This window comes from uncultured Comamonas sp. (genome assembly GCF_964277875.1).
In the GTDB taxonomy this organism is placed as follows: domain Bacteria; phylum Pseudomonadota; class Gammaproteobacteria; order Burkholderiales; family Burkholderiaceae_C; genus Comamonas; species Comamonas sediminis.
Genome location: NZ_CAXYJV010000035.1, coordinates 19,754 through 42,001, shown reverse-complemented (window position 1 = coordinate 42,001; position 22,248 = coordinate 19,754). Strand labels below are relative to the sequence as shown.

12 protein-coding genes are annotated in these 22,248 nt (G+C 65.4%); 5 read left to right on the top strand and 7 right to left on the bottom strand.

Annotated features, from left to right (window positions below; translation table 11 throughout):
- Positions 1-46 precede the first annotated feature (46 nt).
- The 6 genes from ACHWUQ_RS12740 to ACHWUQ_RS12715 form a co-directional block, all read right to left on the bottom strand.
- Positions 47-9,778: a hypothetical protein gene (locus tag ACHWUQ_RS12740; protein ID WP_394681363.1), complete on the bottom strand. Its 9,732-nt coding sequence runs from the start codon at positions 9,776-9,778 to the stop codon at positions 47-49.
- Between the two features lie 518 nt (positions 9,779-10,296).
- Positions 10,297-11,370, bottom strand: coding sequence for a YcjF family protein (locus tag ACHWUQ_RS12735; RefSeq protein ID WP_394681362.1), 1,074 nt, complete (start codon positions 11,368-11,370; stop codon positions 10,297-10,299).
- A 121-nt stretch (positions 11,371-11,491) separates the two neighbouring features.
- Entirely contained in the window at positions 11,492-12,073 is a 582-nt protein-coding gene (locus ACHWUQ_RS12730; protein WP_394681361.1) for a flavodoxin, read from the bottom strand.
- Entirely contained in the window at positions 12,073-13,080 is a 1,008-nt protein-coding gene (locus ACHWUQ_RS12725) for an alpha/beta hydrolase (RefSeq protein WP_394681360.1), read from the bottom strand. The genes ACHWUQ_RS12730 and ACHWUQ_RS12725 overlap by 1 nt, the downstream gene beginning before the upstream one ends.
- 122 nt (positions 13,081-13,202) lie before the next feature.
- Positions 13,203-14,264 carry an alpha/beta fold hydrolase gene (locus tag ACHWUQ_RS12720; RefSeq protein ID WP_394681359.1) on the bottom strand — a complete coding sequence of 354 codons (1,062 nt, stop codon included), beginning with the start codon at positions 14,262-14,264 and terminating at the stop codon, positions 13,203-13,205.
- Complete coding sequence (locus ACHWUQ_RS12715; protein WP_394681358.1) at positions 14,261-15,451, bottom strand: cupin domain-containing carboxymuconolactone decarboxylase family protein; 1,191 nt, start codon at positions 15,449-15,451, stop codon at positions 14,261-14,263. The genes ACHWUQ_RS12720 and ACHWUQ_RS12715 overlap by 4 nt, the downstream gene beginning before the upstream one ends.
- Before the next feature lie 149 nt (positions 15,452-15,600).
- Between ACHWUQ_RS12715 and ACHWUQ_RS12710 the strand changes: the two genes are divergently transcribed.
- A complete protein-coding gene (locus ACHWUQ_RS12710) occupies positions 15,601-16,590 on the top strand; it encodes a LysR substrate-binding domain-containing protein (RefSeq protein WP_394681357.1) in 990 nt (329 codons plus the stop codon).
- 3 nt (positions 16,591-16,593) lie between these two features.
- On the opposite strand, the gene ACHWUQ_RS12705 is transcribed toward ACHWUQ_RS12710, so the two are convergent.
- Positions 16,594-17,370: an IclR family transcriptional regulator gene (locus ACHWUQ_RS12705; protein ID WP_394681356.1), complete on the bottom strand. Its 777-nt coding sequence runs from the start codon at positions 17,368-17,370 to the stop codon at positions 16,594-16,596.
- 136 nt (positions 17,371-17,506) lie between these two features.
- On the opposite strand from ACHWUQ_RS12705, the gene ACHWUQ_RS12700 reads away from it, so the two are divergent.
- The 4 genes from ACHWUQ_RS12700 to ACHWUQ_RS12685 are packed head-to-tail and all read left to right on the top strand — an operon-like array spanning position 17,507 to position 22,202.
- Positions 17,507-18,589: a cyclase family protein gene (locus tag ACHWUQ_RS12700; RefSeq protein WP_394681355.1), complete on the top strand. Its 1,083-nt coding sequence runs from the start codon at positions 17,507-17,509 to the stop codon at positions 18,587-18,589.
- A gap of 9 nt (positions 18,590-18,598) precedes the next feature.
- Positions 18,599-20,296 carry an AMP-binding protein gene (locus tag ACHWUQ_RS12695; RefSeq protein WP_394681354.1) on the top strand — a complete coding sequence of 566 codons (1,698 nt, stop codon included), beginning with the start codon at positions 18,599-18,601 and terminating at the stop codon, positions 20,294-20,296.
- Positions 20,293-21,468 (top strand): acyl-CoA dehydrogenase family protein, encoded by a 1,176-nt coding sequence (locus ACHWUQ_RS12690; protein ID WP_394681353.1) that lies wholly within the window; start codon positions 20,293-20,295, stop codon positions 21,466-21,468. Before ACHWUQ_RS12695 ends, ACHWUQ_RS12690 begins: the two co-directional genes overlap by 4 nt.
- Entirely contained in the window at positions 21,465-22,202 is a 738-nt protein-coding gene (locus ACHWUQ_RS12685; protein WP_394681352.1) for an SDR family oxidoreductase, read from the top strand. The genes ACHWUQ_RS12690 and ACHWUQ_RS12685 overlap by 4 nt, the downstream gene beginning before the upstream one ends.
- Positions 22,203-22,248: the final 46 nt, after the last annotated feature.

The window sequence follows — 22,248 nt, the reverse complement described above, 5'->3', positions numbered from 1 at the left end:
CGGAAGCCACCGCTGCGCCTTGCCAGGCCAGCGGTGGCCTCTGCGCTCAGTCGCCCGCCTGCACCATCTCACCATTGGTGTCGGTCACCCGCACCACCGTGATGGCGGGGGCATCTTCGTCGTCACCTACGATCCCGGTACTGGCGCCGTAGAAGCCGGCGACAAAGCGGAAGGCGGGTGACCCCGACGGACCCGTGCAGTGGAAGTTGTACTGGCGCAGCACTTCTGCGACACAGACGTAGCCCGAGTCGGTATCGATCACCGAGTGCTCATCGCGCTTTTGGAAGCGGAAGATACGGCTTGGCATCGCGTCGGTCGCAGACATCACCGACCAGGACCCGCGCAGCGACTGGGCCGATCCCTTGTTCAGGCCGTAGTAGAAGCGCTCGATCTGCACCGGCTCTTCACCCGGGAAGGCCAGCGTTCCCACCGACGGCGCGCTGAAGTGGATCGACTGGGTCAGTCCCGCATCCGCCTTGAAGCCTGCGATCGCAGCCGGGCCACCAAAGTAGCGCCCACCCTGGTACTGCACGGTGGGCAGATCGGGGGTGTGGGGCTCGGGCGTGGTCGATGGGTCATGCGCGCCAAGCACACTGTGGAAGGTGGCCTTGCCGTCGCTCTGGTAGTCGTACACCGACATGAACAACAGGTGGTCTTCCTGGTGCAGCGGCTTTTGCAGCTCGATGGAGATACCGCGGCCAGGCAGGCCCCGCAACTCGCTGCTGACGACCCAGGTCCCCGACTCGGGCAGGTAGCCCGGCGCATAGTAGCTGGTGCGCACGCGCTGGTTGTCCTGCCAGGCGTAGGCAGCACGCGCCACGCGGAAGCCCACCAGGCGCCGGGTCTCGCCACCGCCCTCCTTCACGGTGCCGCTGAGCTGGTCCACACCACGCTTCATCGTCATCGCGATCGCCGGCGCACCGTTAGCCCCCGCACGGTTGCCCGCGCAGTTGAACACCAGACCCCGGCCGCCATAGCTGCATTGCGCCACCACACGGCCCGACAAGGTGCCGCCAAAGCCATGGACCGCCGTCGCCACAGTAGGTGGGTATGGCCAGCCCATCGCTGCAGCCACCCAGTCCTCGCTCATCGAGACCTGTTCGCTGCTGCCGATATCGGCCCACCAGCTGCGCACCGGCTGGTTGCTGCTGTTGAGCTCGACCATGGCCCAGCGGTCGACAAAGGCCGGATCGGAGAAGACACCAGCAGGCGTGCTCTCGTAGTCAAAGCGGTGCATGGCCTTCACCGGCTCGCCGGGGAACTGGATCGTACCGGTGCTGCGGCTGGTGAAGGTGATCACCACATTGCCGGGGCTGCCGGCCGCATGGCCATCGCGTTGCTCGCTGCCAAAGAAGCGCCCGCCTTCGTAGAAGTACAGCGGAGCGGTCACCTTGTTGTCGCGCAAGGTGCCCAGCGCCGTGTGGAAGGTCGGCTCGCCCGATTGGCGGTAGTTGTAGACCTGCATGAACAGCACGCCGTCCTGGATGTCGATACCCATGCCACGGCCTGGCTCGCCATTGAGCTCATCGCTGATGATCCAGGTACCGTTCTGGGGCGCAATCCGGGCCACCGGAGGCTCGGGCGGCTCGCCGCCAGAGCCCGTCGACTTGGAGACTTCGCGGGTGATGCTGCCCGTGTTGCCGGCCTGGTCCGTCTGCGATGCGGTCACGGCAACCGCGCCATCCGGCAGGCCACGGACATCCATGCCCGGTGCCGTCCAGCTGCCGTTGACGCAGGCCGCTGCAGCCTGGACGGTACCGACCTTCACCGTCATGGGGCCGTCACCCGAGGTGCAGCTGCCCGCAGGGCGGTAGGCGCTCTGGTTGGAGGTATCGATGCTTGGCGCCGTGCCGATCGCGACTGCGGGCGCCACGGTGTCTTTGACCGGGTTCTGGGAAACAGAGACCACCGCACCAGCCACCGTCTGCGAAGCCGTCACCGTGACCGCACCATCAGGCAAGCCACGCACATCCAGCGCTGGCGTGGACCAGGTGCCGCCGCTGCACGGCACCGACACAGACAGGGAGCCGACCACAACGGTCACATTGCTGCCGCTGGCCGCGCAAGTGCCCGAGACGGTGTAGGACGCCTGGTTGGACAAGGCAATCGCTGGCGCCGAAGTGATGGCCAGCACGGGCGTGCCCCCACTGGAGTTCTTGCTGGTCACAAAACCACCCGACCCCGTCTGGCCGCCCGCTGTCTGCGCCACCTGTACCGCGACCGCACCATCGGGCAAGCCGCTGACATCGATGCCTGCGGTGGACCAAGCTCCGCCGCTGCACAGGGCCGTCGCAGAGATGGTGCCGACCAGCACGGTGACATTGGCGCCATCGACCGAGCAGGTGCCCGATACGGTATAGGCAGTCTGGTTGGCCGCCGTGATCGCAGGCGCCGAGGTCACGGCCACGGCAGGCACTACGCCAGCCGCATCCTTGCTCGTCACGATACTGCCGGTGCCCGTCTGGCCTCCCGCCGTCTGCGCCACTGTCACCGTCACCGGTCCGTTGGGCAGGCCGCTGACGTCCAGGCCCGCGATGGACCAGGCGCCAGCGCTGCACACGGCCGTCGCCGAAATGCTGCCGACCAGCACCGTCACATTGGCACCATCGGCCGAGCAAGTGCCCGATACGCCATAGGCCGACTGGTTGCTTGCCGTGATCGCAGGCGCCGAGGTAATGGCCACCACCGGTGCGGCACCGGCCGCGTTCTTGGTGATCACCAGGCTACCCGATCCCGTTTGGCCACCAGCGGTTTGCGAGGCCATGACGGTGACTGCGCCATCGGGCAGCCCGCTGACATCCACACCCGCGCTCGTCCAGATGCCGGCGGTGCACTGCGCCGATGCCGGGACAGATCCAATCAGCACCGTGACAGCGGCGCCATTTGCCGAGCAGGTGCCCGAGACGCTATAGGCGGACTGGTTGGCCGCCGTGATCGCAGATGCCAAGCCAATGGCGACCACAGGCACCACGCCTGCCGAATCCTTGCTGGTCGTCCAACCGCTGGAGCCGATCTGGCCACCCACCGTCTGCGACGCGGACACGGAGACCGGTCCATCGGCCAAGCCGCTGACATCGATGGCCGCAGTCGCCCAGATGCCGCTGTTGCACACCGCCGACGCGGTGAGGCCGCCTATCAGCACATCCACATTGGCGCCATCCGCCGAGCAGGTACCCGAGACCGTATAGGCCGACTGGTTGGCTGCCGTGATCACAGGCGCCGAGGTGATCGCCACCACCGGTGCCACGCCTGCAGTGTCCTTGCTGGTGGCGAAGCTGCCCGTGCCCGTCTGGGCACCAGCCACTTGGGTCGCCGTCACCGCAACCGGCCCATCCGCCAGACCGCTGACGTCCATGCCCGCGGTCGCCCAGAGGCCACCATTGCACGGTGCCGTTGCAGACACCGAGCCGACCTGCACCTGCACATTGCTGCCGTTGACCGAGCAAGTGCCCGAGACGGAGTACGCCGGTGCATTGGCTGCGGTGATGACAGGTGCCGACGTAATGGTCACCACGGGTGTGGCTACGCCAGTGCTCTTGTTGACCTGCACATTGGCCGACCCCACCAGCGCGCCCACCGTTTGCTGAGCGGTCACGGTGACCGTGCCGTCCTGCAAGCCACTGACATTCAACGCTGCGGTCATCCAACTGCCGCTGGTGCAGGGCACCGATGCGGACACCGAACCGACCAGCACCTCCACATTGGTGCCGTTGACCGAACAACTGCCCGAGACGCTATAGGCCGACTGGTTGGCCGCCGTGATGTCCGCAGCCACGGTAATGGTCACCACGGGTGGGACGCCGCCTGTGCTCTTGTTGGTCACCAGGCTGCCCGATCCCTGCAGCGCGCCAACCGTCTGCGCGGCGGTCACCGTGACCGGTCCATCCGGCAGACCACTGACATCCACGGCTGGGATGGTCCAGAGGTTCCCGGCGCATGGCGCCGATGACGACACCGAGCCGATCTGTACAGCCACCGCCGCACTGTTGACCGAGCAGCTGCCCGAGACCACATACGAGGCCTGGTTGGCTGCCGTGATGGCGGGAGCCGAGGTAACGGTTACCACCGGCACGGCGCCAGCCGTGTCCTTGAAGGTGACCAGGCTCCCCGAGCCCAGCACACTGCCGACGGTCTGTGCCGCAGTCACGGTGACCGCTCCATCGGGCAGGACCGTGACATTGAGGCCTGCGGCGGACCAGGTGCTACCCGCGCATGGGGCGCTTGCAGCCACCGAACCGACCTGCACCGCGACCGGCGTGCCGTCGGCCGAGCAGGTGCCCGAGACGGTGTACGACGCCTGGTTGGCTGCGGTGATCGCAGGTGCCTCATTGACGGTCACCACCGGGGCGGCGCCTGCCGTTTCCTTGGTCGTCACCAAGCTGCCCGATCCCGTTTGGCCATTGGCAGTCTGCGAGGCCATGACGGTGACGGCTCCATCGGGCAACGCAGTGACATCCACAGCCGCTGAGGACCAGATGCCAGCATTGCACTGTGCCGATGCCGATACCGAGCCGACCAGGACTGCCACGCTGCTGCCATCCACCGAGCAGGTGCCCGAGACGCTATAGGCGGCCTGGTTCGCCAATGTGATCGCAGGTGCCGACGTCACGCGCACCACGGGTACGTTGCCGGCCGCGTCCTTGGTGGTCACCAGGCTGCCCGTGCCGGTTTGGGCGCCCAGCGTTTGCGAGGCCTTCACCGTGACCGGGCCATCGGGCAAGGCACTGACATCCACAGCCAGGCTCGTCCACAGGCCGGCGTTGCACTGCGCTGAGGCGGGAACCGTGCCGATCTCGACAGCCACCGCCTCGCCGGTGGCCGAGCAGGTACCCGAGACGGTGTAGGCCGACTGGTTCGCTGCGGTGATCGCCGGTGCCGAGGTCACGCTCACGGCGGGCGCAACACCGGCCGTGTCCTTGCTGATCACCAAACTGACCGTTCCCGTCTGGCCACCGGCAGTTTGCGACGCCTCTACCGTGATCTGACCATCGGCCAGGCCACCGGCATCGACGGGACCGGCGGCCCACAGGCCCTCATTGCACTGCGCCGAGGCAGCTACCGAGCCGACCAGCACAGCCACTGCCTGGCCGTTGACCGAGCAGGTACCGGAGACGGTATAGGCCGCCGCGTTGACGGCGGTGATCGCCGGTGCCGATGTAATGACTACTACCGGAACCACCACTGCAGTGGCCTTGCTGGTCTCGACGCTGTCCGAACCGGTCAGGCCACCCAGCGTTTGGGTAGCCGTCACGATGACGGCTCCATCCGCCAATCCGCTGACATCCAGGCCGGCAGCAGACCAGCTTCCACCGTCACACATCGCAGTGGCAGGCACATTGCCGACCTGGACAGCCACATTCGTGCCATTGGCCGAACAGCTGCCCGCCACGGTATAGGACGCCTGGTTGGCAAGCGTGATGATGGGGGCCGAGGTAATGGTCACCACGGGAGCCGCGCCGCCCGTGCTCTTGCCAATCACCACGCTCGCCGCCCCCGTACCACCGCCCACCGTCTGCGACGCGGTCACGGTGACCAAGCCATCAGGCAAGCCACTGACATCCAGACTGGCGGTGGTCCAACCGTTGCTGCCGCACGTTGCCGTGGCTGACAGGGCGCCCACCTGGACCACCACGGCCGCACCGTTGACCGAGCAGGTGCCCGAGACGGTGTAGGCCGACTGGTTGGCCGCGGTGATCTCGGGAGCCGCGCTGATGCTCACCACGGGTGCGGTCCCTCCGGATTCCTTGTTGATCACCAGGCTGGCGGATCCCGTTTGGCCGGCGACCGTTTGTGAGACCAGCACGGTCACCGATCCAGTGGGCAAGCCACTGACATCCAGCGCGGCGGTCGTCCAGGCGCCGTTGCTGCATGGTGCCGTCGCAGCGACCTGGCCCACCAGAACCGACACATCGGCGCCATTGGCAGAACAGCTGCCCGATACGACATAGGCCGACTGGTTGGCAGCGGTGATGGCGGGTGCCGAGCCAATCGCCACCGCAGGTGCAGCACCAGCCAAATCCTTGCTGGTGACCAAACTGCCTGATCCCGTCAGGCCGCCCGCTGTCTGCGAGGCCGTCACGGTCACCGACCCATCGGGCAGGCTACTGACATCCAGCGCAGCGGTAGACCAGGCGCTGCTGGTGCAAGGCGCCGATGCCGATACCGCGCCGACCAGTACGGCCACGTTGGTTCCATTCACCGAGCAGGTGCCTGCTGCGACATAGGCAGACTGGTTGGCAGCCGTGATGGCGGGTGCCGAGGTCACGGTCACCACGGGAGCGATACCGGCCGTATCCTTGGCCGTCACCAGGCTGCCCGATCCCGTTTGGCCGTTCACGGTCTGCGAAGCCGTCACCAGGACCGCTTCATCCGGCAAGCCGCTGACATCCATCGCTGCGGTGGACCAGATCCCACTATTGCACACCGGCAACGGCACGGCTGCCACCTCACCGACATGCACCGTCACCAGCGCGCCGTATGCCGAGCAGGTGCCGGAGACGGTGTAGGCAGTCTGGTTCGCGGCGGTGATCGCGGGGGCCGAGGTAATGGTGACCACGGGGGCGATGCCCACCGAGTCCTTGCCAATCACCAGGCTGCCCGAGCCGGTCAGCCCACCCAAGGTCTGCGAAGCAACCACCGAGACGGATCCATTGGGCAAGCCACTGACATTGAGGCCTGCGGTGACCCAGAGGCCGCTGTTGCACTGCGCCGAGGCGGTTATGGACCCGATGCCGACGTCAACGCCCGTGCCATTGGCCGTGCAGGTGCCAGAGACGGTATAGGACAACTCATTCGCAGCCGTGATTGCAGGGGCCGAGGTGATGGTCACCACGGGGGCGATCCCCGCCGCGCTCTTGCTGGTCACTGCACTGCCCGATCCCGTCTGGGTACCGGCGGTCTGGGAGGCCATGATCGTGACAGGTCCATCCGGCAAGCTGCTGACATCCAGGCCTGCAGTGGCCCAGGCACCGCCGCTGCACAGGGGCAATGCGGCGATGGAACCCACCAGAACGTTCACCGTGCTGCCGTTGACCGAGCAGGTGCCCGAAACGATATAGGACGCCTGGTTGGCGATCGTGATGGGGGGAGCCGAGGTAACCGCAACGTTAGGTGCGACGCCGGCCGTGTCCTTGCTGATCACCAGCGTGCCCGATCCGGTCAGGCCATTGTCGGTCTGCGACGCCGTCACCGTGACCGCGCCATCCGGCAGGGTCCCCACATCCACCGCCGAGGTGGTCCAAAGCCCAGCATTGCACACCGCCGATGCAGGGATGGAGCCAATCAGTACCGCCACATTCGAGCCGGGGGGCGAACCCGTGACCGAGCAGGTGCCCGAGACGGTATAGGCGGATTGGTTGGTTGCCGTGATGGCAGGCGCCGAGCTGATGGACACCACGGGGGCAATACCCGCCGTGTCCTTGGCGGTCACGAGGCTGCCTGATCCGGTTTGACCACCGGCGGTCTGCGAGGCCGTGACCAACACCGGTCCATCCGCCAAGCCGCTGACATCGATGCCCGAACTGGACCAGATGCTGCCGGTGCAGGCTGCCGAGGCCGCCACGGAACCGACCAGGACTGCGACAGGCGTGCCATTGGCCGAGCAGGTGCCCGAGACGGTATAGGACGCCTCATTCAGTGCGGTGATGGCGGGTGCCGAAACAATGGTCACCACGGGAGCCTCCACCACAGTGTTCTTGGTGGTCAAGAGGCTGCCCGACCCTGTCTGGTTGCCTACCGTCTGTGAGGCTGTCACCGTGACCGATCCATCCAGCAAGCTGCTGACATCGACGCCTGCCGACGACCAGAGGCCTCCATTGCAGGTCGCCGTGGCAGCGAGGGAGCCGATCAGAACGGCGACGCCGGTGCTGTTGGCCGAACAGGTGCCTGAGACCGTGTAGGACGCCTGATTCGCCGGGGTGATCGAGGGGGCCGAGGTCACCGCCACCACAGGGACGGTGCCCGTCACGTCCTTGCTCGTCACCAGGGTCGCGGATCCGGTTTGCGCGCCCACGGTCTGCGAAGCCATGACCGTGACCGCACCATTGGGCAAGGCGCTGACATCCAGGCCTGCAGTGGCCCAGCTGCCGTTGGTGCACAGCGCAGAGGCGGAGACAGCGCCCACCAGCACCGCCACGCTGTTGCCATTGACCGAGCAGGTCCCCGAGACCGTATAGCCAGTCTGGTTGGCCTGCGTGATGGCCGGTGCCAGGCCGATGGTCACCACCGGGATGGCGCCGGCCGAATCCTTGGTCGTTCCCAGACTGCCGGAACCCGTCAGCTGGTTGGCCGTTTGGGAGGCCGTGACCGTGACTGGCCCATTGGGCAACCCACTGACATCCAAGCCTGCGGCAGCCCAGATATTGCCGGTACAGGGCGCGGTGGCAGTGACGGTGTCGATCAGGACCGTGACGTTGCTGTCGTTCACCGAGCAGCTGCCCGATACGGTGTAGGAGGCCTGGTTCGCCGCGGTGATGGCCGGTGCCGACGTAACGACCACCACGGGCAGCACACCGGTGACGTCCTTGCTGGTGGAGAAACTGCCCGAGCCGAGCAAACCACTGACCGTTTGCGAGGCCGTGACGGTGACCGGCCCATTCGGCACGGCTGTGACATTGAGGCCGGTGGCCGACCAAAGGCCGCCGTTGCACGTTGCCGATGCGGGCACTGCGCCCACCAGGATGGATACCGCCGCACCGTTGGCCGAGCAGGTGCCCGAGACGCCATACGACGCCTGGTTGGCCAAGGTGATAGGTGGCGCAGAGACGACCGTCACGACGGGCGGCTGCACCACCGGGGCCGTGTTCTTGGTGGTGGACTGGCTGGCCGCGCTGCCCGGCCCTGCGGGGGACTGGGATGCCGTCAGCGTTACGGGGCCATCGGCCAGCCCGGTGGTGTTCACCGAACCGGAATAGCTGCCCGTGGCCGAGCAAGGCAGCGACTGATTGGCACCTGTGGGCGTGGACGTGATGGCCACATTGCCACTGCCGGCGCTGCAGCTTCCGCTGACGGCGACCGAGGACTGGTTGCTGGTGGTGATCAGCGGCAATGGAGCCAAGGTGACGGTCGGCGCGCAGTCGGCCATCGTGGCCGTGGAGTTGCCGACCACGACGGATGCGCCAAGCAAATGCGCGCCCAGCGCGGTGGCGACCAGCTCGACGCGCAGCGCATTGACGCTCAGCGTCCGCCCCTGGTTGCTGAGTGTTTGCTCATTGGTGTGGAGAACCACGCCCACCATGGTCCCGAGGGTTGGCACGCCGATGGTCAGATTGACCGAGGTGTTGACCCCCACACCGACACCCACCAGTGAGCCCGAGGCGCCAAGTATCTGCGCACTCCCCTCTGGTTTGAGGACGCCGTTTTCGCAGGACATCTTCGCTTGCGAGCTGACGGTATCGGCCCCGAGTGCCAGCCCGGCGAGCTTGAGGGCCAGGCCATTGACGGACGCCGAGGACACGACACTGTTTTGCGCCAGCTTGCTCTGCGTGGCAGCGTTGAGAACACCCGTGCGCACGGTCAGCAAATTGCCCAGGCCTGCAGCAACCGATGCACTGAGGACCGAGGTGGGCGCATTGAAATCCGGTGGTGCGGTTCGCGGCCCCGTGTCGGCAATCGGAACGCCGAGCCCCACGCCGGCCGCATCGGCGGTCACCTGCAGGCCATAGGCCCGGCCAGCTCCTGTAGAGGCCGCCAAAGCGTTAAAACTGCAGACGAGGGCCAGGCTCGCGAGCCCCCCATACAACAGACGGCGAAGTGTCCTCTGCGCACCAATCGGGTTCATAGCGTCTCCTAGTACACCGCGCCAAGACGCCGGAACAGGCTGAGTTCCACTCAGGCCTTATCCACCGAGGGTCGAGGACAGGTGCCGCTGATTACTGATACAAACACAACTATTCACAAGGACAACCGTACTTTGAATCTTTGGTAAACAGTAAATTAATTTATTGAAAGAACATATAACCGCGACTAGTTCCGGTCTATAAGCAAATTCAACTCTGCTTGACTGTCCCACCCGCTGAGAAAATTGCCAAAATCCCTGGGCAAACCTCCTGCCATGCAATGCGCTTTTGGGTTGTTTTCATACTCCTTCAGAGGAGAAATGTGGGATAAACGCTGGATTTTGTAAGACATGCCACAGCGCATTTTTGAAACAAAAAAACCCGCCTATGCAGGCGGGTTCGGCATAAATCAGCCAAAAAACCAAATACAGAAATCAATATAGTCCGACAATACCGACGGTATCGTCCTGCATGAATTCCAGGTTTTGACCTACAGGAGCAGTTACATTCAGATATATTCCTACTGACCGCCGCGCACCATCGACAGGATCTTGGCGGTGGTCAAGCCGCTGGCGGTCTGCTGCATCTGCGCCTGGTAACGCGGCTGGAGCTGGCGCCCATCCTGCATCACATGCGCGTAGGCGTTCTTCAGCATCTCGGTCGACAGCTGGCGCCCGCCGGCGTAGTACTGGTTGGCGACATGGCCGAGCGCATACGTAGACGCAAAGCTCATGCCGCTGCTGACCGCCTGCTTGCCCAGGCCACCGATCAGGCCCTTGCCGGCCTTGCCCAGCAAACCGCCGAGCAGCTTGCGCCCGGCCTGCTCCAGGTACTGCGATGTCAGGCCGACGCCCAGGGCACCGAGCAGGTCCTTGATATGCCCCTTGTCCAGCTCGTAGCCATAGTTCTGCCCGATCTGGTAGACCAGGCGCATCTGCAGCGGAATGATGGCCAAGGTCGAGAGGTTCTCGGGCAGCAGCTCGATCGCGCCATTGAGAATCGAGGCCTTGAGGATCTTCTGGTCCATGGCCTCCACGGACAAGGTCGAGGGCCGGCGCTCGGTCTGCGCCGGCACCAGCGGGTCTGCCGCTGCCGGATGGGGTGCGGGCTCGGTCAGCGCCAGCGGGGCTTCGGGCAAGGCGGCGTTCAACGGCGCATCGACCAGGTTGCCAGCCAGCGCCTGCGCAGGTGGCGTGGCCAAGGTGGCCACTGCAGCCATCCCCGTCGCGGCAGCCACTGCAGGCGCGGCGCTAGGACCGGGCGCCTGCCCTACCGTACCAAAAGCCTCGCGCAGCTGCGCCAAAAATTCCGCTTCCTTCGGGCTGGTGCTGCCATCGGCTTCGCAGACGCACAGCGCCATCTCATAGGCAAGCTGGCGCGACTCCACCGTCTGCAGCTGCGCCAGCACATCGCCCAGCTGCACGCGGCGCAGCAGCACATCCTGGTAGAGGTGGGGCAGGTTGATCTGCTGGTCGGCCGCCAGGCCCTCGGCCACCTGGCGGATCTGCTCGCGCTCACGCTCGTGCTTTTCGCCATCGGCGAACGAGGCCAGCAGGCACAAGGTCAAAGTGGCACGAATTTCTTCAGTCGTCATGGATCAGGGCTCCGCGTTAAAAGTGCACAAAAGAAGGCACTTGGAGCCACCAGCGCAGATGGGGTTCCGCAAAAATGCGACACATCGGGCCTTCTGCACTGTCGCCCTACATCTGGGTGCGTTAACTGTGGCTGCGCCTGTACTTCAGCCACTCCCCCACTTGGGTCATCGTGCGCCGTTCTTGGTCGGCCTCCATCACAAAGCCCGGCTGCAGTTGGCCCTGTGTCATGTAGCCGCGCAGCACCTCCAGGCTATTGCCCAAGCCATAACCGCCATGGGTTTGGAAGGGCACCAAGGTTTTGCCTTGCCAGTTTTGCGATGCCAGAAAGGCGCGCACCACGGGAGGCACCGTCTCACCCCAAATCGGAAAACCCAGGTACACCGTGTCAAACGCTGCCACGTCGATACGTAGTGCCAACGGCCTGGTCCGGCCCGCATCGCGCTCCTGCCGGGCCAGCTCCACGGTCTCCAGATAGTCCTCGGGGTACGGCGTGGCCGGCACTATTTCGGCCATCTGCGCTGTCAGGCTGCGCTGGATCAGGCCAGCGATGACACGGGTGTTTCCGGTGCGTGAGAAGTACACGACCAGCACCCGTCCACTAGTGCCCCCGGCGGGGGTCTGCTCGGCCGCAGCGGCCACCACCGGCAAGCTTGCCAGCGTGCCCAACAGCGCCCGCCGCGTGAATCGCTTGCCGGCAACCATTACAGCGTCTTGGTGTAGAACGGCGCCAGCTTGCCCATGGCCGCATCGACATACTTGGGCACCCAATAGGTCTCGATATGGGTGGCACCATCGATCTTGAACAGCTCCTTGTTCTTGGCACCGGTTGCCTTGGCAAAGGCGTCCTCGGTCATGTACAAGGTGTCGGCGGCACTGCCCGCAACCATCAGCAAAGGCTGCTCGATCAGGTCGATCTGGTCCGTGGCATCCCAGCGCATCAAATCCAGCAGGCTGCTCATCGTGTACTTGAAGGTAGAGCCAGGGTGAGCGTGGGTGCGCCAATAGTATTCATAGCCCTGGCGGTACAGCGCAAACGGCAGCGCTGCAATCTGCGCATCGGTCAGGTCGGCATCACCTGCATACAAGACTTCGCCGCCCGCCACCTCTTGAATGCGCGCATTGGTGGCTTGCTTGAGGCGCTGCTGGATCGTGGCCATTTGAGAGCCTGCCAGCCCATCGCGGCGCACACGCCCGGAGTTGAACATGCTGATGGTGGCCACCGACTTGAAGCGTTTGTCCGTCTTGGCCGCCGTCAACGAATAACCACCGCCCGCGCAGATTCCCAACAGCCCGAGGCGGCTGGCATCCACCCCGGCATAGCGGCTGATGAAATCCGCCATGCCGTGGATATCTTCCACGCGAAACTGTGGCTTGTCCGTGCTGCGTGGCAGGCCAGCGCTGCCGCCTTGGTAGGCCGCATCGGCGGTGATGGTGATAAAGCCTTGCTCCGCCAAAAGTTGGGCATAGAGGCCAGCCACCTGTTCCTTGACTCCCCCGTTGGGATGCGCAACCACCACCGCTGGGTACTGCTGCTGGGGGTTGTAGTTGGCGGGGGTGTAGACATTGGCAACGATATCCAGGCCGTTGAGCTTGTAGCTCACGGGGTGGATGTTGACCTTGCCCGGTTCGTTCTTGCTGATCGCGCCAGCGTAGACCAAAGTGAAAGGGTTTTTAGCGGCGTCTGCAGCGGCAGCGGTGGTGGTAGCCATGGTGGAAATTCCTAAGGTAGTGAGGGACAAGGTAAGCGCGGAATGTTTCATCAGCGCACGTCGGGTCAAGGGGGTCATTTCAGAATGCATGTCGGTTGTGGTTGATGGAGGTTGTGCGCATATCAGTCGAGTTGCTGCGCCGTGAGGAAATGCCCCACCAGGTCCGCGATCTCGCGGTTGTTGAGGTCCGACATCAGAAAGTGCGTGTTGCCATGCACACCGATCTCGGGCAGGTGCACCAGTTGCGCCTTGCCACCATGCTGGTTGATCGCAGCCACCCAGCGCTGGGCCATGGCCAGCCGAACCCGCCAGTTGTCCTGCCCCCGCTCAGCCGTGGGTGTCGTAGCAAAGTTGTCCCCGTAATAGATGATGATAGGAATACGGGTCAGCTTCAGAAAATCGTCCAGCGGCACGATCTCCGGCGCCAGAGTGCCTGCTGCGCTGGGCATGGGCTCGGGGGCATCCTGCTGCGCAAAGATAAAACCGCTGCCCGGCTCGAAAGCCACGATGGCCTTCACGTTCGGGTTGCGGATGGCGGTCAGCCAACCGGGGCCGCCACCTTGTGAATGCGTGAACAAAATGCCGGGCCCTACCTTGGAGAACAGCGCCGACATGGCATCGGCAATCACGCCAGCGTCATAGGGACCGGTGTTGGGCGTGATGGAGCGCAGGAACTGGTTCAAGGTTTCTGGCGCCGGGTCAAACTGCACGTTGTCAAATCGCTTGGGCCATTGGCCAATGCGAAACTGGTCAAAGAACAGCTGGTCATTCGGTGTGGGCTCCACCGTCGTGGCCACCGTGCTGTTGCCGGCCCGGCCACGGCGCGGCTGGTCGACCAGGTACACCGAGAATCCGCGCCGCAAAAACAAGGTCTGGAAGCCCTCCCGCCCATCGGGCGTGCTCTCCCAACTGCGCGACGACTGGAACGCTCCGTGCAGCATGACGATCGGCAGCGGCTTGGGCTGCACCGGCACCTGGTAGAAGGCATACAGATGGTCCCCATGAAAACTCTGCCCTGCGGCCGTGGGTTGGTTGTTGTCATAGCGCCCGGGGGTCTGCTGCACCACACCGCCCACGGCAAAGCTGCCTTGGGATTGGATCTGCAGGGGCGCAGTGGCTGGGCCGGATGGCGTGGCGCAGCCGGTGACCAGCGCCGTCGTGCACAAGAGATGGGAGATGTTCATGGTTTTCCTTTTGTTGCCAGCGCCTGATCCAGAGCGACCTGGGCCCGCTCGGCGCTCGCGGTCTGGCCGCTGGCCGCCAACAGCTGGATGAGCTCCTGCAACTGCGAGGCACGCAGCCCCACCCTCATGCTGGCGAGCATGTGCGATCGCAGCTGAGCCTCGGCGCCAGCGGTGGCAGCCAATGCACCCACGGTGGCTAGTTCGCGGCTTTGCCAATCAAGGTTGTCGCGCTCAAAAATGTCGCCAAACAAATGCGCCTGCAAAAACTGGTTGATAACCGGAGCAAACACCATCACCGGCCCTTGCACTGGGCCACCGGATATTTCTGTCTGGTTTCTGCGCCCCACCGCCACCAAATCCTCACCGGTTGGAACGTTACTGCTGGGCGCCGCGCCTACTGCATCCTGTATGCCTTGTTGCTGACGGGCCTCCAGCACTTTCATCAACTGCGTGAGCGCATTCAGGCTTTTGGGGAAGCCCACATAGGCATACAGCTGCACCAGCACTTCCTTGGTCTCACTGATGCTCAGCCCCGCATCAAGGCCCTGGCGCAGGGCGGCATCGAGTTGCGCCATATCACTGCTGGCAGAAAATGCCGCTATCAAGGGAATCGCCTTCTGCTTCGCATTGAGCGTATCTGCGCCGGGGTGCTGGCGTGTTGGCGGCTGCGCCGCTGCGGCCTGCTGCAGGCCCGCGCCTTGCCAGGCTGCCTGGTAGTCCTCATCGCTGACCAGCTCTTGCCAGGTCACCGAGTGGCCATCCTGCTTCTCAGCGATGGCCACATGCACCATGGCCCCGCCCGGCCCTGCACCGTGCCAGTGGCGCACGTGGGCCGGAATGCTGACGACATCGCCCACGCGCATCGCAAGGGCTGGCTGCCCCTGCTGCTGCACCAGACCAACGCCCTGCGTCACGATCAACGTCTGGCCCAGAGGATGGGTGTGCCAGGCTGTGCGCGCAGCGGCCTCAAACGCCACCGTACCACCACCAGCGTGGCCAGGCGCTGACGCGCTGAACGGCGTGCTGATGCGCACGGCACCGCTAAAGCGGTCTGCCGTCCCGGTGGCAGCCGGCTGGCTGGCAGCGGTGCGAACCTCCACCACGGCCGTGCGCGGGTCGCCGCTTGGTGGCTGTGCGCCGGCGCTGGATGCGGCGCCGGCCAAGGCGAGGCAAAGCAAGGATTTCATCGTGCGTAACTCCGGTGATGTGGGCAGCGCTGCGGGTCCCAGCGCGCGATAAAGCCCACTTTAAGCAAGGGCGTTCATACTGAACAGTGGTGAATAGGTTGATTTATTGGCATCAAATTGATGACAATAGCCCCCAAAGGAAGCACAGCATGGCCCTCAACGAACTGCGATCCATCACCACTTTCATCAAGGCGGCCGAGCTGGGCAGCTTGCGCAAAGCTGCCATGGACCTAGGCATCAGCCCCCAGGCGGCCAGCAAGGCGCTGGCGCAGCTCGAAACGCATCTGGACGCACGCCTGTTCCACCGCACCACGCGCGTCATGTCGCTGACCGATGCCGGCCAACGTTTGCTTGAAGAAGTGCAACCATCGGTCCAAGGCATGCAGCGCGCGCTGGACAATGCTCGCCAAGGCAAGGACGATTTCCAAGGCCCCTTGCGTATAGCGGGGCCCCGCAGTACGTTTGGCGGCATCCTGTGGCGCCTGGTCGAAGAGTTTTGTGACCTGCATCCCGGCATCCAGCCCGATGTGCTGCTGGAGGACCGGGTCGGCAACTGGGTGGAGGACCGCGTGGATGTCGGCTTCCGGCTGGGTGCATCGCCGCACGAGGGGGTGATTGCGCGCAAGCTGTTTGCATTGCAGATGGTGGTCTGCGCATCCCCGGCCTACTTGCAGCGCCACGGCGTGCCTTCCTCACTCAACGCCTTGGCCGCGCACCGTTGCAGTGCCTTTCGCCACCCCGCCAGTGGCAAGGTCATGCCCTGGCATCTGCAGGTGGGCGAACAGATCGTGGACCTGCCCGTGGTGCCCGCGCTGTGCAGCAACGACGAAGCCTTTGAGCTCGATGCCGTGCTGGCCGGCAAGGTGCTGGGCCAGCTGGCGGGCGTCACCGCCGCGCCATACATACGCGACGGGCGGCTGGTGCCAGTGCTGGTCGAGCACACGCCCGAGTACATCCACTACTTTGTGTACTTTGGCAGCAGAAGCTCCCAGCCCGCACGGGCGCGCGCCTTTATCGATCTGGCCGTGCAGCGACTGGTGGACAACCCCGAATTCATCCTCAGCCATGAAGAGCTGCAGCGGTTTGCGGCCTCCCCAGCCAAGCCAGCAGCCAAGCGCAGCGCCAAAGCGCGGCACTGACCTTCAGCCGCCGCTCACCTGTGCAATGCCGGCCTGGGCCAGTTCGTCGCGCAGCACCTGCAGCGCCTGCGCCTGGTGTGCGGCATCCATCTGCGCATCATGGTTGGCCACGCTGATGGCGGCGATATGCGCGCTGTGGTCGGTCTGGAACTCGATCGCCAGGCCCACGCCGGTGGCACCCGAGGTCAGCAGGTTGACGCTGAGCGAATGGCCGCGTTTGCGTGTCTGGCGCACCATGTCCATCAGCCGCTCCTGGCTGATGCCGGCGGCCTCGTAGTCCAGCCGGCGGCGCTGGAAGATCTGCTCCAGCTCGGCATCGCGCAGGCTGGCGGCCAGCGCCAGGCTGGCCGTTCCCTGGCCCAGCAGGCGGATCTGCCCGGTCATCAGGCTGTGGGCAGGCAGCACCGTGCTGCCCGGCTGCACATGCAGGCAATGGGCAAAGTCGCCGACGCGGATGATCAGAAACACCGTATCGCCGGTGCGTCTGGCCACGCTCACCATCACCGGGTGGCAGACCCCGAAGATCGGCGGCTTGGCCATCGCGGCCAGCCCCGTCAGCATCGCTTCCACCCCCAGGCGGTAGCGGCCCGTGTCCGCATCCTTGGCCGCGTAGCCGGACTGCACGAGCACCATCAGCAGCCGCCGCGCGGTCGACCGGTCCAGCCCCGACTGCGCCGTCAGATCGGCAATCGACAGGCCTTGCACATGGTGGCGCGTCAACAGCCGCAGCACCTTGACCAGGCGCGCAGGGCTCTGCGCCCCGGGAAAACCTGAGTTCATATCGTGAACATCCGTGCTGCCAGCTTTTGCCATCCCAGCGCTTCCCGTTTCATAGTTGGTCGTCACCCCGCAAGGCCCGCACAAGCTAATGCAGATGGCTGCCGGCGCCTGTCTCCCCCGTTATCTGGAAAACCCTATGAACGCCTACCGCCCTGTACATGCCCCGCACCCCGCCCCTGTTGTCGGCAGCGCTGGCTCGCCCCGCTGGACCCAGCGCCCCGCGCAATCGAACTGGGGCGATTTTGGCCCCGACGACCAGCTCGGCCGCCTGAACTACCTGACGGCGGACAAGGTGAAGGAAGCGGCGCGGGAGATACAGACCGGCGAGCGCTTCTGCCTGAGCCTGCCGTTGGACAAGCCCGGCGGCAATGCGCTCAACCCGCGCCGCCACCCGCCGATCATCAAGCCCTCGCGCCGGCCGCTGGGCCCGGGCCTGAACTTTGCGCTGTCGCGCGAGAACCCGCTCTACACCGACGTTGTCAGTGACGACTATGCCGAGCTCTACCTGCAGTACTCAACGCAATGGGATGCGCTGTCGCATGTGGGCAGCCATTTCGACATCAATGGCGATGGCGTGGACGAACTGGTCTACTACAACGGCTTCCAGGCCGGCATCGACATCCTGGCGCCCGATGACCTGCCGGACATGGGCGGCCAGTCCCGCGCCAAGGCGCTGGGCGTGGAGCGCCTGGCCGAGCAGGCCATCCAGGGCCGGGGCGTACTGGTCAACCTGCGCCGCCACTTTGGCGACGGCCACACCCTGGTGTCGGGCAAGATGCTCAAGGAGGTGCTGCAGGCCGACGGCATTGAGGTGACCCAGGGCGACATCGTGGCGCTCTACACCGGCTTCAGCGAACTGCTGCTTGCCTGCGATGGCCCCCCCAAGCCGGACATGCCCGAGACCGTTGGCGCGGTGCTCGATGGGCGCTGCCCCGAGCTGCAGCAGTGGATCATCGACAGCCACATCACCACCTTGGTGGCCGACAACTACGGCATCGAATCGGTGCCCGGCCGGCCGGTGGATGGCAGCTGCGCCTTTCTGCCGCTGCACGAGCTGTGCCTGTTCAAGCTCGGCATGCCGTTTGGCGAACTCTGGTACCTGCACCCGCTGGCGCAGTGGCTGCAGGCCCATGGCCGCTACCGCTTCATGCTGACCGCACCGGCGCTTCGCCTGCCCGGTGCCGTGGGCTCGCCCGTGACTCCGGTCGCCACCGTCTGAAGGCCGCCTATGACATCCCAACCCATGGCCAGCGCGCCCAGCAGCGCGCGGGCCAACGATGTGCGCCACCTGCTGGCACTGGGCGCCGACGACGCGCCTGCGCTGCAGTTTGGCGGCAGCACCCACAGCTATGCGCAGCTGCGCAGCCAGGTGCAGCAATGCGCCAACGGCCTGCGCCAGCAAGGCCTGGTGGCCGGCGATGTGCTGGGCCTGTGGCTGCCCAATACCCCCCACTGGCTGCTGCTGCACCTGGCCTGCGCCGAGCTGGGCATCACCACCTTGAGCCTCAACCTCAAGCTCGGCGTCAAGGAAATCAGCAGCTTTATCGACCGCTCGGGTTGCAAGGCACTGGCCTTTGACCGCGCCACCGCCAATGCGCTGGCCGTTATGAATGGCGCTGCCGCCAGTGCGGGCAGCCTGCTGCCGGGCAACAGCCTGGCGCAAATCCTGGCGCAGCAAGGCGGCAGCCTGCAGTGCCTGATCGATGCCAGCCTGGGCCCGGCCCACAGCAACCCAGGCCAAATGCAAGTCGCTGGCACGGCGCTACCCATCCAGCCCTGGCAAACGCTGATGGCAGCACCCGCAACGCCCCAGAACAACAGCGCCTGCCAGGGCGACCAGACCTGCATCATCCTGTCCTCGTCAGGTACCACCAGCCAGCCCAAGCTCATCGTGCACCGCCAGTCCAGCGTGGCCCAGCATGCGCAGGATGTGGCGCCCGGCTTTGGCATCGACACCAGCTGCCGCAGCCTGCTGGCCTTGCCGCTGTGCGGGGCATTTGGCTACACCGCCGCAATGGCCACCCTGGCCGCAGGCGCCTGCCTGGTGCTGCATGAGGTGTTTGATACCGCACGCGCTGCGGCCTGCCTGCACAGCGAGCCCATCACCCACATGTTTGGCACCAATGACATGGTCGACAAGCTCATTGCCGATCTGCCCGCAGGCTGGCAGCCGCAGGCGCTGCGCTTTTTTGGCCATGCCAACTTTGTGCCCGGGCTCGATGCGCTGCCAGCCCTTGCGCAGCAGTTCGGCATCCCGATGGTCGGCTGCTTTGGCATGAGCGAGACCTTTGCGCTGTTTGCCCACCAGGACCCGGCCGCGCCCCTGCCCCGGCGCGCGCAATCGGGCGGCTTTCCGGTCTGCCCGCAGGCGCGGGTGCGCGTGCGCAACCTGGAGACCGGCGCCCTCGCCGGCGCACAGGAGCCCGGCGAGCTGGAGTTCTACAGCCCCACGTTGATGCAACAGTACCTGCACGATGCACAGGCCACGCAGCAGGCCTTCACCGATGACGGCTATTTGCGCTCCGGCGATCTGGGCTACCTCAATGGCGACGGCGGCTTTACCCATATCTCGCGCCTGGGCGATGTGCTGCGCATCGGCGGCTTTCTGGTCAACCCCGCCGAGATCGAGGAGTCGGTGATAGCGCTCAGCGGCGCCAGCGCCTGCCAGGTGGTGGCCGTGAACGCCTCGGGCAGCTCGCGCCCGGTGGCCTTTGTGCTGGAGCCCAGCGGCAGCGCCAGCAGCCGTTGGGACGAAGAGGCGCTCAAGGCCCAGCTGCAGCAGCAGATTGCCCGCTACAAGGTACCCATCCGCATCTTCCGGGTCGACACCTTTCCCTACACGATGGGACCCAACGGCAAGAAGGTCAAACGCAATGAGCTGCGCGACCTGGCCCAGCGCCTGCTCGCCCAGGAGGCCACCGCATGAAGCAGCCATGGACCCTGGCCGACACGCCCTTTTTTGACGCGCAGCATGAAGAAGTCATCGCCCGGCTCAACCGCTGGATCAGCGACAACCGCGCGCGCCTGGCCGATGAAACGCCGCAGGACCTGCAGGCCGAATGCCGCCACTGGCTGCAGAGCCTCGCCCAGCATGGCCTGCTGGAATACGCCGCGCCGGCGATGGCCGATGGCATGCCAGCGGCGGTGGACCTGCGCGCCATCTGCCTGGTGCGCGAATGCCTGGGCTACTACGCGCCGCTGGCCGATTTTGTCTTCAGCATGCAGGGCATCGGCAGCGCCGCGCTGTGGCAAAAAGGCGATCCCCGTTTGGTGGCGCCCTATGTGCAGGCCTGCAGCCAGGGCGAAAAAGTCGCAGCCTTTGCGCTGACCGAGCCCGATGGCGGATCGGACGTGGCGGCCACCAAGACCCGTGCGGTGCTGCAAGGTGACCACTACCTGCTCGATGGCGCCAAGTCCTATATCTCCAACGGCGGCATCGCCGACTTCTACGTCGTCATTGCGCGCACCGAAGAGGCCAAGGGTGCCAGCGGACTGTCGGCCTTGCTCGTCGATGCCTGCACCCCGGGCCTGCGCATCCACCGCACCATCGACATCATCGCGCCCCATCCGCTCGCGGAGATCCATTTCGCGCAGTGCCGGGTGCCCGCCAACCGCCTGCTGGGCCAGCCCGGCGAAGGCTTCAAGGTGGCGATGGGTGTGCTCGATATCTTCCGCAGCTCCGTCGGGGCCGCCGCGCTGGGCATGGGCCAGCGTGCGCTCGATGAAACCCTGGCGCGGGTCAGCCAGCGCCAGCTCTATGGCCAGGCGATGGCCGAGATGCAGACCGTGCAGCACAAGCTGGCCGACATGGCCACGCAGTTGGAGGCCGCGCGCCTGCTGGTGCACAAGGCCGCCTGGTGCCGCGATGTGCGCCAGCGCCGCATCAGCACCGAGGCAGCGATGGCCAAGATGCAGGGCACCGAGGCCGCCTTCCAGGTGGTCGATGCGGCCGTGCAGCTGTGGGGCGGTATGGGCATCACCTGCGGCAGCGTGGTCGAGCGCCTCTACCGCGAAGTCCGCCCGATGCGCATCTACGAAGGCGCCACCGAAGTGCAAAAGACCATCATCGGTCGGCAGATATTGAAAGGCCTGGCATGACAGACAGCTCCCGCAAACCCCGCGTTCTGGTCACTGGCGCGAGCCGGGGCATTGGCCGCGCCACGATGCGCTACCTGGCCGACAAGGGCTACCAGACCATTGGCCTGGCCCGCAGCATCCCTGCCGACGCCCGCTCCGATGAGCAGTTCATCGCCTGCGATCTGATGGACCTGGATGGCACGCGCCAGCAGGTCGAGCAGCTGGCCGCGCAAGCGCCGTTCTACGGCCTGGTCAACAACGCCGCGCTGGCACACACCACCGACCTGGCACACACCAGCGTGGCCGACATGAACGAGGCGATGGCGCTGAACGTGAACGCCTGCCTGGTCTGCATGCAGGCGCTGCTGCCGGGCATGCGCCAGGCGCGCGCTGGCCGGGTCGTCAATATCTCGTCGCGCGCCGCGCTGGGCAAGCCCAACCGCACCGCCTACAGCGCCACCAAGGCCGCCGTCATCGGCATGAGCCGCACCTGGGCGCTGGAGCTGGCCACGGACCAGATAACGGTCAATGTGATTGCCCCGGGCCCCGTGGCCACCGAACTGTTCAAGACCGCCAGCCCGCCCGGCGCGCCGCAGACCGAGGCGCTGCTCGCCGCCGTGCCGCTGCAGCGGGTGTCCGAGCCGGTGGAGATCGCCCATGCGATCGACTTTCTGCTGCATCCGCTGGCCGGCTACATCACCGGCCAGACCTTGCATATCGATGGAGGACTGACGATCAGCGCCACCCGGCTATAGCGATCTCAGAGGGGCTTCTCGACACGGCAACACCACAAAAAGGAAC

Coding starts and splice junctions, on each gene's coding strand:
- ACHWUQ_RS12740 (WP_394681363.1), bottom strand. CDS start 9,778: ATGAACCCGATTGGTGCGCAGAGGACACTTCGCCGTCTGTTGTATGGG.
- ACHWUQ_RS12735 (WP_394681362.1), bottom strand. CDS start 11,370: ATGACGACTGAAGAAATTCGTGCCACTTTGACCTTGTGCCTGCTGGCC.
- ACHWUQ_RS12730 (WP_394681361.1), bottom strand. CDS start 12,073: ATGGTTGCCGGCAAGCGATTCACGCGGCGGGCGCTGTTGGGCACGCTG.
- ACHWUQ_RS12725 (WP_394681360.1), bottom strand. CDS start 13,080: ATGGCTACCACCACCGCTGCCGCTGCAGACGCCGCTAAAAACCCTTTC.
- ACHWUQ_RS12720 (WP_394681359.1), bottom strand. CDS start 14,264: ATGAACATCTCCCATCTCTTGTGCACGACGGCGCTGGTCACCGGCTGC.
- ACHWUQ_RS12715 (WP_394681358.1), bottom strand. CDS start 15,451: ATGAAATCCTTGCTTTGCCTCGCCTTGGCCGGCGCCGCATCCAGCGCC.
- ACHWUQ_RS12710 (WP_394681357.1), top strand. CDS start 15,601: ATGGCCCTCAACGAACTGCGATCCATCACCACTTTCATCAAGGCGGCC.
- ACHWUQ_RS12705 (WP_394681356.1), bottom strand. CDS start 17,370: ATGAACTCAGGTTTTCCCGGGGCGCAGAGCCCTGCGCGCCTGGTCAAG.
- ACHWUQ_RS12700 (WP_394681355.1), top strand. CDS start 17,507: ATGAACGCCTACCGCCCTGTACATGCCCCGCACCCCGCCCCTGTTGTC.
- ACHWUQ_RS12695 (WP_394681354.1), top strand. CDS start 18,599: ATGACATCCCAACCCATGGCCAGCGCGCCCAGCAGCGCGCGGGCCAAC.
- ACHWUQ_RS12690 (WP_394681353.1), top strand. CDS start 20,293: ATGAAGCAGCCATGGACCCTGGCCGACACGCCCTTTTTTGACGCGCAG.
- ACHWUQ_RS12685 (WP_394681352.1), top strand. CDS start 21,465: ATGACAGACAGCTCCCGCAAACCCCGCGTTCTGGTCACTGGCGCGAGC.